Raw genomic sequence first — 11,081 nt, forward strand, 5'->3', positions numbered from 1 at the left:
GGCTAACCACTAACTACTGTCCACTATTCAGATAGTTTCATTCCGTACGTGCCGTAGTTAGGCTGAACCGATGATGTTCCGCCTTCTTTTGTGAATTGGATAAATCGGCCGCTTACTTCTGCGCCGTCACTTGTAGAGGAAACGGCTTCTAGGAAAAATGTAGCAAAGCCGATCACTTTTACTTGTTTAATTTGATTCGAACTAATTTCTACTGGCTCAATGACAGGAATAAGTACTACTCTCGCGCAATCGGGTAAATAATTCTCATACGTTGCTTGTGGACATTTATTAATGCGTGATTCCACGGCTCTAACAGTAGGATTCGCCATTCTACCAGTTTCCGTATTCAATACGTCATTTACATTTAATTCGTGTTGATACCCATAGGTTAAATCTGTTTCGTACAACCTTGCTCCTGTACCAGTTAAAGCAAGAGCTCCGAAGTTCCCGCTTGCCGACTCACTTACTTTTAACACTTGATGTGTTCCGAAACTTAAGTTTTGGTCTTTAGAAATCCCTAAAGGAATCGCACCTTTTCCTGATGTTAACGCATGTAATGTCACTTTTGCAGAAGCAACAATGTCTGGGCCAGTAACGCCAAATAAAGTGGCGAAGTAAAAAGTCCCTACAGTAGAACCAGTAACCTCTAGCACCGTATTTAACTCGTTCGTGCTAGTGTGGAAGTTAGATGGATCTCCTCCATTCAACGTAATTGTTTTGGCGACGGCCGTTCTAGCCCTATCAAAGCTATCAGGCAACTCTTGCGCACCAGCTAGTACCGCGGCATCAACCATTTTTTGCAAACGGTTTTTTTCCAAATAAATAGAACCCATATCTACTACTAATCCGACACAGCCGAGTAGAATCGTCATAAAGAGAGCGACTAATACGATAACGGCGCCATCTTCTTGCTTCCAAATTTTCTTCATAATCATTCCACCCTCATGACGGTTTTGGAGCGAACGTAGAGAGGATCACCTAGAGTTGCTTTGAAAGCAGGGAATAGAAAGGACACAGGATAAGTTGCTTCGACGGTTACATATGTCCCGCGCGTTCGTTGTTGTGCTTGCGTTGGAGAAATAGTGATGGAGATGTTATTCGATTGTAAGGAAGGAGCGGAATCTTTAAATCGTATTTGAATCTGCTCATTCGTTCCCCCAACACTAGCCATCCGAGCGGCTTCCCTTCCAGCATGTTCCATTGTCAAGTAAGCATGAAAAATACGTCCAAAGTCTACAATACCGAATAATAATATTAGTAAGACGGTTAAGGAGATGGCGAGTTCGACCGTTGCTTGTCCTTTTTCATTCTTGATCATAAGTAGCTCACTCCCGCATAGCAAACGGTCCCGAGAAAAATGGCCACACCATACGGAAACGCCTTGTGAAACTCGTCCTTGCTCACCCCGTCAAGCGTTCCTAATTTTGCAAAGAAAAAAATACGCTTTAATGTACTGCCTAATTCTTTTTTTCTCATTAGGAGGAAAAAGGCGATTAGACCGCCTAACAGTGCTATATATAGAAAGGAATAAAAAGTAAATATTGCGCCTTGAAGCGCCCCGACCGCCATTAGGAGTTTCACATCTCCTGCAGCCATCCCGCCTAATGCGTAAGGAATGACGAGAAGCGCAAATCCAGTTAGAATGCCTAGAATACTAAATGTAAAACCGTCGAGACCATTTGTAATGGTGTTCAGTACAAGTCCTAAAAGCATTGCCGGAAATGTCACGATGTTTAATATTTTTCGGTTTTTTACATCTGTATATAGAGAAATCGTCAAGGCGATTAGTAAGATGATCATTGTCATGTCGTTCACCTCAAATTAGAAAAACCCCCACTTTCATGTGAAAAATGGCTGAAAGTAAGGGGTTTGGTTTTCTGAATAAAAACATATTATCTTGCTATATTAAGATGCTGGTGTGCTTGGGAATTTGCCCTTAATAGTTTCAAAGAATGCTTTAAGTTCATCACCTAAAAATACTAATGCCCCTACAGCAGCTAATGCTACAAGTCCTAAAATTAACCCGTACTCTGTCATACCTTGACCTTCTTCTTCTTTGAAGAAACGTTTGATTTGGTTCGTCATCATAAATCCATCCTCTCTAAAATTGTTATAATTTGGAAGTTATTGCTATAAAAAAATACTACTCCCGAAGAATAGTATGTAAAGTTCCTACTATTTTCGGCAACTGGCTGGCATCTCGACTTTCGTCGTATTAGCCCCTTTAGCTTTGCGTCCTAGCGTTTCCACTAGTTTGCCTTTTTCAATTTTTGTCACACATAACGTTTACTTGTTTAGTAGACTTAAAATGTTATTATGTGTAATTTCATAGTACTATGAGCTTGTCTGAACTACTATAGGCGCATGTGTCGAATTTTGTCGTGGATATTTTGGACTATAAAACGATTCTCTAGAGTTATTTGTTTTATGGGGGTCAATTTGCTAGGTTTTTACTACTATCTTCAATAGTCATATAGTATGTAATAGTAGAATTAACAGGAATGATAGATTAAAATGAATGATAAAATCTACTAAAAAGGTTGATGGAACATGTTTAAAATAAAAGATTTAGATGGAGTGGAAAGAGAAATTCCAATTACAATACTTCCTTATAATACTTTTCTAAAAAGATTAAAAGGGTTGATGTTTAGATTAAAGCCTATACGTGAAGAAGGTATTTTACTGAAGCCATGTAATTCTATTCACATGTTCTTTATGTTTTTTGCGATAGATGTTGTATTTGTAAATGAAGAGAACGAGATTGTCTATCTGAAAGAGCACGTTAAACCGTGGACAGTAGTTTGGCCCGTTAAAGGTGCTGTCGCAGCAATCGAACTACCAAATGGCACCATCTCTAACTACTCCATAAAAACAGGCGCAACGATAAAAATGTGAAATCGGGACGGGGTTCAATTCTCATGTTGAATGAAAAGTGAACCCCGTCCCGATTGTCCTCTAGTTGGAGAAAAATAATCGAACCGAATTGTTAGTTTGCCCCGAAAAGACTTACTTTTGGGGAATTTTTTTATGGAGGTGTTCTGCAAATTTAGTTCTTTTTTAGGTTTATGGATGAAGTATTTCGGTTCTATCGGCGAAAATGAGCAGTTAATCGGCGAAAATCAGGAATCTATCGGCGAAAATGGAGGATTAATCGGCGAAAACTAGAATCCAATCGGCGACAAGAATTTTATATCGGCGAAAATCGTAGGTTATCGGCGAAATGCAAAGTGTATCAGCGGTAATAAGCCCCAGGACCATTAAATTAATGTATCGAGTAAATACTTTCTATTCTTGTAATGGCCATCTTGCTTTAAGTTCATAGATCCTAATAATCTTTTAGTTACATCAGCCGACTCTATTAAAAGTAACTCGCGAGCTTCCCTATTCGTTATCTTATTTCCAAATAAATAGTAATAGTCTTTTAATGCCTCACTATGAGCCATTTTATCCGTCACCTTACATTTAGGACAAAACCATCCTTTTTGCTTTTTGATCATAGGCAAATGCGAGCAACAAGGACAAAACACTCCCATCGTTAAATCATTCTTCGTCATATTATAATTTTCTAAAATGGATTTTCTTAAAGGTGTGTGTTTTTTCAAAAGGAATTTATTTAAGGATTTAGCACTTTTATAGGAAAGGATATCCTCTTGGTACATGGAGAGTAGTTTTGATAGCTTTGTTGGAAGATAATGCGCGTGAATGACTTTCTCATAGAAACTTCGGTGAGTGTCGTTGGTTTCAATTTTAGTAGAAGAGTTAGCTACTACCACTAACGGAATGATTGGAATATCAGGAAGTTTGTTTTCGATTAACCATTTCCTTAGGCGGTATGCTTGCAGATCCACTTGAATGATGGGACACTGGTATGTTACTTCTGTATCATTATAAGTTTGAATGAGCTGATGTCCTTTTGTATCCAAAAACAACTTGCCTTTCATCGTTTTGACTTCTAAAATAGCGAGAAATTTTAAAGTTAGTAGAAGTAGGTCAACCTGGAAATAAAACTTGTTTTCTCGTAATCGAAGGTAGTGGTAAATGTAGAAAGTGTTCTCAGGTAGCATTTGAAAGTAGTAATCAAGTGAATGTTCTCCCTTGTATCCTTTCGAATATGTTACTAAGTCTTTCTGGATAAAGGGTAGTTTAGGATATGCTGGGTTTGTTCTTCTCTCCAGTGAGGTGAGTTGGTGTACATTATAGGGAATTTCGTACGGTTTTCCTAACATAGTTTCACTCCTTTTCGTAATTTCAAAAAAAATATATAACAAACAGAGAGGAAAATCTACTAATTTAAGAGAATTTTCCGAAAAAAATTAGACGGTAGTGGAAGGATTAGGTTTAATCGGCGGAAAAAGACGGAATCTACTATGGAAACGGACACTAAAATGCATTAAATGCGTAAAAATAATGACATATTAGAAAGGGGGGCATTACTTATCGAGTGAGTCTAGTGAACCTAGTCCCTTTGTTTTTGAAAAAATGGAGCCAATCGGCGAAAAATGGCATTCTATCGGCGAAAATGAGCAGTTAATCGGCGAAAATGGAGGATTTATCGGCGAAAATAAGCAATCAATCGGCGGGCACTAAAACATTATCAGCGAACTAGTGGTTTTATCGGCGATAGCCATGCGGAATCGGCTAAAACGAAAACAAAAAAAGAGCGCCACTTCCACTTCTAAAGCAACGCCCTCATATTTTAAATATACTGCTTTAACTCTTCTAAAACTTCCTCCGAAAATAAACTTTCCAACGCGCCAACAGCGCTGTGTAGTAAATACTTCCTAGGTTTCTTCGTGTCAACGAGCTCGTCGTATATGAAATCTAGTAATTCTTCACACTCTGCGCGAACGTTTGAATCTACTTTTTTCTTTAAACCTTGGATTAGTTCATAGATTTCCATTTGTTGTGAGTTTTCTTGTTGTAAACGAGAAAGAAGTAAAGAAGGGTTAAATAAAGTCTCTTCTGTTTTTTCTAGTTCCGGCAACTGGTGTGTGACGCGTTTTAGGCAATAGGATACGATTTTGTGTAAGTCCTCCGGATAGCCACCCGAAAATCTTCTCTCATATTTCATCGTTTGTTGCAGTAACGCTGTAAACATGATCGAGCAATCTAGTAAATACTTCTTCTTTTCTACTCCGAACAGGTCAGTGAATCGTTCGAAAATCCACCCTAACATCTTCAGTTGAAAATCTAAAATAAATTGTTTTAAGTCCTCGTCTTTCGACATCACAAGCTCTTCAAAAAGTGGTACAAGATGGTTGACTCGATTTGTTTTTAACTGTAGCACCATTTGTTGAATGAAAATTTGTTGATCCGAGCGTTTATGGCCAATCAAAAGTTCGTTTCGTTCTTTTTCGAAATCGTCATATACAAGTTGGAAAATAGAAATAATCAGTTCGTTTTTAGAGGAAAAGTAATTATAAAAAGTACCTTTGGAAATGCCACTATCATCTAGAATGTCTTGAATGGATGTGGAGTGAAAACCTTTCTTAACGAACAGTTTATGCGCTTTCTTTAACACTTGCTTTTTACGTTCATGCATGAAATCACCTAACTTTTTGGACTCATAGTATAAAGTCAATAGTACAGGAAAAGTGCATATATAGCAACGTTCTCATAAACAAAATTACTTTTTCTTGAAAATAATGTACTATCGGTATAAAATAGTATAATCAGAGTATAAAATATTAAACGAGTGGTATAAATTAGGGGGAATAATATGGCTGCCATGATAGGGACGATTCCGAAGACAGATGCAAAGCGTCCGCCATATGGGATTATTACGGTTTTAATGATTGGTGCGTTTATCGCATTTTTAAATAATACATTATTAAACATTGCGCTGCCGTCCATTATGAGTGATTTAAGTGTGAATGCTGCTACTGTTCAGTGGTTAACAACAGGATTTATGTTAGTGAACGGTGTATTAATGCCGATGTCGGCTTTTTTAATCCAAAAATATTCCGTTAGGCGACTGTTTTTGGTGGCGATGGGAATTTTTGCGTTCGGTACGATTGTGGCCGGGATGGCTCAAATTTTTCCATTATTATTAACGGGAAGAATGTTGCAAGCGGGTGGAACGGCGATTATGATGCCGCTACTAATGAATGTGTTGCTTGTGAGTTTCCCGATTGAAAAGCGCGGAACGGTAATGGGGATGTTCGGAATGATTATGATGGCCGCGCCAGCCATTGGACCGACGTTGTCTGGTTGGATTGTGGAGCATTACGAATGGCGAATGTTGTTTCATTTCGTTTGGCCAATTGCGCTTACGATATTTTTGCTTGGATTTTTCTTATTGAAAGATAAAAAAGAGAAAGTGAACTTGAAGTTAGATCTCGTTTCGTTGACGTTGTCTACGATCGGGTTCGGTGGGGTTTTGTTCGGGTTCAGTTCCGCAGGGAATGCTGGGTTTGAAAGTCCACGAGTGTATTTGCCGATTGTAATTGGTGTTATTTCCTTGGTGACGTTTATTAGAAGGCAAAACGGGCAGGAGCGTCCGATGTTAAATTTCGGTGTGTATCGATATCCGATGTTTGCCCTGTCATCGGCGATTTCGATGGTGTTGAATATGGCGATGTTTTCGGGGATGTTGTTGCTTCCTATATATGTGCAAACGATCCGCGGTATTTCTCCAATGGATGCGGGGTTAATGTTGTTGCCGGGGGCGCTTGTGATGGCGTTTATGTCGCCAGTGACTGGTAGGCTATTTGATAAGTTTGGCGGGCGTATGTTGTCAATTATCGGGTTGACCATTATGGTTGTGACAACTTTTCAGTTTACTAAATTAACGACGGAAACTCCGTATTTTTATTTGATGACACTGCATGCGGTGCGGATGTTTGGGATTACGATGGTGATGATGCCAGTTTCGACGAATGGACTAAATCAATTGCCACGTAAGTTTTATCCGCACGGAACGGCGATGAACAATACGTTGAATCAGTTGTCAGGAGCGATTGGAACGGCGTTGCTTGTAGCGATTATGTCGATTCAGACGGAGAGATATACAGCGAGCATGGGTCAGGATACGACTAGTGGAAATGGAATAAATTTGCTCGCGATGCTTGAAGGTATTAACGACGCATTTTTCGTCGCAACATGCTTTGCACTCGTCTCGTTAGGGTTATCGTTCTTCATTAAGAGGGCGAGACCTGCGGATGAAGAGGAGAAAGAGAAAGCAGCATAGGTGTAAAACGGGGACGGGGTTTGATTTCTCAAAATGAGAAACCAAACCCCGTCCCTGTTTTACCTCAAAATGAGAAATAAACCCGTCCCACTTTTTCCCTATATGTAAAACAAATAAAAGATGATATATTAAAATTTAGGAAGTAATGGAATTTTTAATCAATTCATACATTAAATGTAGAAATATTTTGTGACGACTGGTGTCGTTGAAGTGAGGGAAAATAGGAATGGTTGGTAAGGTTGGGGTATTATTCCGTTTGTTGCTTGTTTTTGGGTTGGTTTTTTCGAGTTTTCCGCCTTTTATTTATGGGGAAAAGCAAGAAGGAACAATGGTGAGTGGTGAGTTGAAGGAAGATACTGTTTGGACGAAAGAGGGTTCACCTTATAAGTTAATAGGCAATGTTACCATTCCACCCGGTGTCACGTTAACGGTGGAACCTGGGGCGGAAGTTGTAGGATATATTGGTGCTTGGATTAATGCAAATGGTAAATTCATTGCGATAGGTACAAAAGAACAGCGAATTAGTTTGGATACTGCCTATGTTAAGGGTCTTAATGCTTCGGGGTCAATTGTTCATATAGAAAATGCGGACGTTAGACGTGGAGGCAATGGCGGCTATTTAGCATCTGGAGCCAATTTATACTTAAAAAACAACACATTTATAAACGGTTCTGTCCTTACATTAGCTCCAAATACGACTGAGCCAGTTATTATGAACAACGTCTTTCTAGAAAGAGCGACGGTCAATCTTTCGTTAGGTTCCGTTGATACAATTATTGAAAATAATACATTTTTAAACTTACAATCTAGTAGTTCTACTGACATTAGTATTAGTTGTAGTACTGCTTGTACAGGTCCCAACTTAGTGCTAAAAGGGAATAACTTTTTCGGATTGAATCATGCCTATATTAATCTACAAAGTAATAAGGTACTTCAGTTCGAAGGAACTAATAATTACTGGGGAACAACAGAATTGGCAAAAATAAATCAATTTATTATCGATGCTAATGATAATAGTAATTATCGTGGGTATTTAGTGGTGGAGCCATTTGCATTTAAGCCGTTTGACCATGAACATCCAATTGGGGAGCTTGCTGCACCACTTGTACATTCAGTCGGAGATAATCAACAAATTGTTACTGGTCTTACAGATGCGGATAGTGAAGTTGAAGTATGGAACAGTGACGAACTCATTGGTACTAGTCAATCGTTAGCTGATGGAACGTTCTCCGTGAGTGTTCCGGTCCAAGTGGCTGGTACTATGCTAACTATAATTGCGAATGATAGTTTTAATAGACAAAGTGTTGCTGCTGTTACGACTGTGGCCGATGTGACTCCGCCAGATGTTCCTATTGTGCACGTGGTGACGGATGCGTTGGAATACGTAACTGGAGAGGCAGAACCATACTCTATTGTTACCGTTTTTAAAGATGGGGCATTTTTTAAAGAAGAAAGTGCAAATGAGCAAGGTGAATTTCGCATTTTTATCGGAAAGCAGCGAGCGGAGACGATTTTAGGTTTGCAGGCGAAGGATTTGGCGGGTAATAAAAGTGAAATGGTTACGGTTACGGTATTGGATGTGACGCCACCGCCACAACCAACTTTGAATGAGGATGTTACAGAGTCATCCGATTTTATTAGTGGTAGGGCTGAGCCGGCTGCGATGGTTTTTGTAAAAGCAAACGGTGTGGAGCTTTTCCGACAACGAGCAGACATGTTTGGGCAGTTTGGTACGTTTATTGCAAAGCAAAAAGCAGGAACAACGATTGAGATTATGGCTGAGGACGCTGCTGGTAATAAAAGTGAGCCTTTGATCGTTCAAGTGAAAGATAATACACCGCCAAATTTGTTTGTCTATCGTATAGGTGATAATACAGATAAATTATACGGTGTAACAGAAATTGGTGCAGAAGTTAGTGTGAAAAAAGATGGAAAAGTCATTGGTCAAACAGTGGTTTCAGGAAATACGGAATTTAGTGTAAATATTGGTCGTCAGACGGCGGGGACTAAATTGGTCGTTACTTCTAAAGACAAAGCGGGCAATGTTACTACTTTAGAAGTGGAAGTGGTTGATTTAACACCTCCAAGCAAGCCAAAGGTAGATGAAGTGACTGATCAAAGTAAAAGTGTCAATGGGAAAGCGGAAGCAGGTTCTACAGTGGAAGTTTTCAGAGGGTCCACGAGAGTTGGATCTGCTCGTACTTCGGATAGTGGAACTTTCTCGGTTACAATAGCCATACAAAAGGCTGGGACCGTTTTGACTGTAAAAGCAAAAGATACTGCTGGGAATGAGAGTAGTCATGCTTCAGTGACCGTGAAAGATGTGACGCCACCAGCTGTGCCCCAAGTGAATACAGTGACAAATAAAGCAACTGTAGTTAGTGGGAAAACGGAGAACGGCGCTATCGTAACGGTGAAAATCGGGACGAAAAGTTATTCGGCAAAAGCGGATTCGTCTGGAAATTATAAAGTGACTGTTCCGGTTCAAAACGCTGGGGTAGAAGTTGTTGTTTCTGCGAAAGATGCATCAGGTAATGTGAGTGGAGTACGTAAGGTGAAAGTATCAAGAGTAGCCCCTAATGTACCGGTCGTAAAAGGTGTCAGCAACAAAGCATCTACCGTAAGTGGAAGCGCGGAGAAAAAAGCTACTGTAAGAGTTAAAATAGGTACTAAGACCTATTCGAGTAAAGTGGATGTAAATGGTAATTATAAAGTTACCATTCCAATTCAAGATGCGGGAGCATCTCTAGTTGTTACGGCAAGAGATAGTGCGGGGAATACGAGTGTTGGACGGACGATTACCGTTTCTCGTGTGGCTCCGAACATGCCGTCCGTAAACTCGGTTTATACGTATTCAACGAAAGTAACTGGCAAAACAGAAAAGTACGCAGTTGTGACGGTGAAGATTGGTACTCGAACGTATAATGCAAAAGCGAATGCGAAAGGAAATTACTCGGTTACGATTCCTAAGCAGAAAAAGGGTACTGGGATTTCGGTTACTGCGAAAGACAGCAAAGGGAATGTAAGTGCAGCCCGAACGATAAAAGTAGGGTGAATAAGGGACGGGGATGATTTTCTCACTTGAAATGAGAAAATCATCCCCATCCCCATTTTTCTTTCAGATGAGAAGTTACCTCCGTCCCTTTGTAGGAGGGGTATATTTTGGCCAGCCGCACAGTATTCAGGGTAAGGCGCACAAAAACTGCCTCCAGGTGCACGGAAACTAGCTTTACGTGCACGAAAATTGCGGGAGGCGCACGATCTTTAGCTCTTGGCGCACAGGTTAAGCGGTTTAGAGTAGTATTTACATATACGCGCATATGTATAAAACCAACTTCCGGACAAGTTTTATCTAGATGCTTACAAAAAAAGGTCACATCCTGAACAAAACTGCTAAGATACGGACAAACTATGCCAAGATACGGACAAAAATCGTAAACATCCGGACAAAAACAAACTAAATTACAGGAGGGGTATACGAAAATACACTCTTATAACATTATCCCCTATATAATTACCATCCAAAAGCTCTTCTACCAACAAAATAAAACACAAACTTACACTTTTCGCTAAACGGTGTCAACTCTTGTCTGGTACTTTTGTACTATTTTGAAAATTGTGATTGATATGTTGATATTTTCATAGTACGTTTAATATAAGTGTAATGATAGCGTTTGCACAACTGTAAACTTATTTACAACAAAAGGGAATTCCTCTTTTTTGTGCAACTTTGTGCAAACGGTTTCACGCCACACAGAACACACAGCAAGCAGCAAGCAACACACAAGACACAACAAAACAATCACCATAGCTAGCGCAAAACAATCCAACGCAACACACCAAGCATTAATCACCAAGCATCATGCAACCAGCAATACGCAACACCACACTT

The 11,081-nt window shown here is 39.7% G+C and carries 10 protein-coding genes and 1 riboswitch; of the genes, 4 read left to right on the plus strand and 6 right to left on the minus strand.

Features of this window, described 5'->3' with window-relative positions; translation table 11 throughout:
• Nucleotides 1-23: 23 nt before the first annotated feature.
• The 4 genes from CDZ92_RS17745 to CDZ92_RS17760 all read right to left on the minus strand — a co-directional run bounded on the left by CDZ92_RS17745 (nucleotide 24) and on the right by CDZ92_RS17760 (nucleotide 2,088).
• On the minus strand, nucleotides 24-929 hold the full coding sequence (locus tag CDZ92_RS17745) for a TadE/TadG family type IV pilus assembly protein (RefSeq protein ID WP_157842663.1): 906 nt from the start codon (nucleotides 927-929) through the stop codon (nucleotides 24-26).
• A gap of 2 nt (nucleotides 930-931) precedes the next feature.
• Nucleotides 932-1,318, minus strand: a complete 387-nt coding sequence (locus CDZ92_RS17750) for a TadE/TadG family type IV pilus assembly protein (RefSeq protein ID WP_096156532.1) — start codon at nucleotides 1,316-1,318, stop codon at nucleotides 932-934.
• On the minus strand, nucleotides 1,315-1,806 hold the full coding sequence (locus tag CDZ92_RS17755; protein ID WP_096156533.1) for an A24 family peptidase: 492 nt from the start codon (nucleotides 1,804-1,806) through the stop codon (nucleotides 1,315-1,317). Before CDZ92_RS17755 ends, CDZ92_RS17750 begins: the two co-directional genes overlap by 4 nt.
• A gap of 99 nt (nucleotides 1,807-1,905) precedes the next feature.
• Entirely contained in the window at nucleotides 1,906-2,088 is a 183-nt protein-coding gene (locus CDZ92_RS17760; protein ID WP_369679953.1) for a Flp family type IVb pilin, read from the minus strand.
• Nucleotides 2,089-2,180: 92 nt separating this feature from the next.
• Nucleotides 2,181-2,269: riboswitch (cyclic di-GMP riboswitch) on the minus strand.
• 281 nt (nucleotides 2,270-2,550) lie between these two features.
• On the opposite strand from CDZ92_RS17760, the gene CDZ92_RS17765 reads away from it, so the two are divergent.
• Nucleotides 2,551-2,895 (plus strand): DUF192 domain-containing protein, encoded by a 345-nt coding sequence (locus tag CDZ92_RS17765; RefSeq protein WP_096156535.1) that lies wholly within the window; start codon nucleotides 2,551-2,553, stop codon nucleotides 2,893-2,895.
• 132 nt (nucleotides 2,896-3,027) lie between these two features.
• Nucleotides 3,028-3,165 carry a hypothetical protein gene (locus CDZ92_RS20130; protein ID WP_157842664.1) on the plus strand — a complete coding sequence of 46 codons (138 nt, stop codon included), beginning with the start codon at nucleotides 3,028-3,030 and terminating at the stop codon, nucleotides 3,163-3,165.
• A gap of 92 nt (nucleotides 3,166-3,257) precedes the next feature.
• Here the strand turns inward: CDZ92_RS20130 and CDZ92_RS17770 are convergent, their stop codons facing one another.
• Together CDZ92_RS17770 and CDZ92_RS17775 are read right to left on the minus strand one after the other, a co-directional pair.
• Complete coding sequence (locus CDZ92_RS17770; protein ID WP_096156536.1) at nucleotides 3,258-4,226, minus strand: nuclease-related domain-containing protein; 969 nt, start codon at nucleotides 4,224-4,226, stop codon at nucleotides 3,258-3,260.
• Between the two features lie 470 nt (nucleotides 4,227-4,696).
• Complete coding sequence (locus tag CDZ92_RS17775; protein ID WP_096156537.1) at nucleotides 4,697-5,542, minus strand: TetR/AcrR family transcriptional regulator; 846 nt, start codon at nucleotides 5,540-5,542, stop codon at nucleotides 4,697-4,699.
• 186 nt (nucleotides 5,543-5,728) lie between these two features.
• Here CDZ92_RS17775 and CDZ92_RS17780 point away from each other — a divergent pair, with 186 nt between their 5' ends.
• Both CDZ92_RS17780 and CDZ92_RS17785 read left to right on the plus strand, forming a co-directional pair.
• On the plus strand, nucleotides 5,729-7,189 hold the full coding sequence (locus tag CDZ92_RS17780; protein WP_096157060.1) for an MDR family MFS transporter: 1,461 nt from the start codon (nucleotides 5,729-5,731) through the stop codon (nucleotides 7,187-7,189).
• A gap of 226 nt (nucleotides 7,190-7,415) precedes the next feature.
• Nucleotides 7,416-10,244 (plus strand): Ig-like domain-containing protein, encoded by a 2,829-nt coding sequence (locus CDZ92_RS17785; RefSeq protein WP_096156538.1) that lies wholly within the window; start codon nucleotides 7,416-7,418, stop codon nucleotides 10,242-10,244.
• The last annotated feature ends 837 nt before the right edge of the window (nucleotides 10,245-11,081 follow it).

It is taken from the genome of Bacillus sp. FJAT-45066, assembly GCF_002335755.1.
Taxonomy (GTDB): domain Bacteria; phylum Bacillota; class Bacilli; order Bacillales; family Bacillaceae_I; genus Bacillus_CD; species Bacillus_CD alkalisoli.

Coding starts and splice junctions, on each gene's coding strand:
- CDZ92_RS17745 (WP_157842663.1), bottom strand. CDS start 929: ATGAAGAAAATTTGGAAGCAAGAAGATGGCGCCGTTATCGTATTAGTC.
- CDZ92_RS17750 (WP_096156532.1), bottom strand. CDS start 1,318: ATGATCAAGAATGAAAAAGGACAAGCAACGGTCGAACTCGCCATCTCC.
- CDZ92_RS17755 (WP_096156533.1), bottom strand. CDS start 1,806: ATGACAATGATCATCTTACTAATCGCCTTGACGATTTCTCTATATACA.
- CDZ92_RS17760 (WP_369679953.1), bottom strand. CDS start 2,088: ATGATGACGAACCAAATCAAACGTTTCTTCAAAGAAGAAGAAGGTCAA.
- CDZ92_RS17765 (WP_096156535.1), top strand. CDS start 2,551: ATGTTTAAAATAAAAGATTTAGATGGAGTGGAAAGAGAAATTCCAATT.
- CDZ92_RS20130 (WP_157842664.1), top strand. CDS start 3,028: ATGGAGGTGTTCTGCAAATTTAGTTCTTTTTTAGGTTTATGGATGAAG.
- CDZ92_RS17770 (WP_096156536.1), bottom strand. CDS start 4,226: ATGTTAGGAAAACCGTACGAAATTCCCTATAATGTACACCAACTCACC.
- CDZ92_RS17775 (WP_096156537.1), bottom strand. CDS start 5,542: ATGCATGAACGTAAAAAGCAAGTGTTAAAGAAAGCGCATAAACTGTTC.
- CDZ92_RS17780 (WP_096157060.1), top strand. CDS start 5,729: ATGATAGGGACGATTCCGAAGACAGATGCAAAGCGTCCGCCATATGGG.
- CDZ92_RS17785 (WP_096156538.1), top strand. CDS start 7,416: ATGGTTGGTAAGGTTGGGGTATTATTCCGTTTGTTGCTTGTTTTTGGG.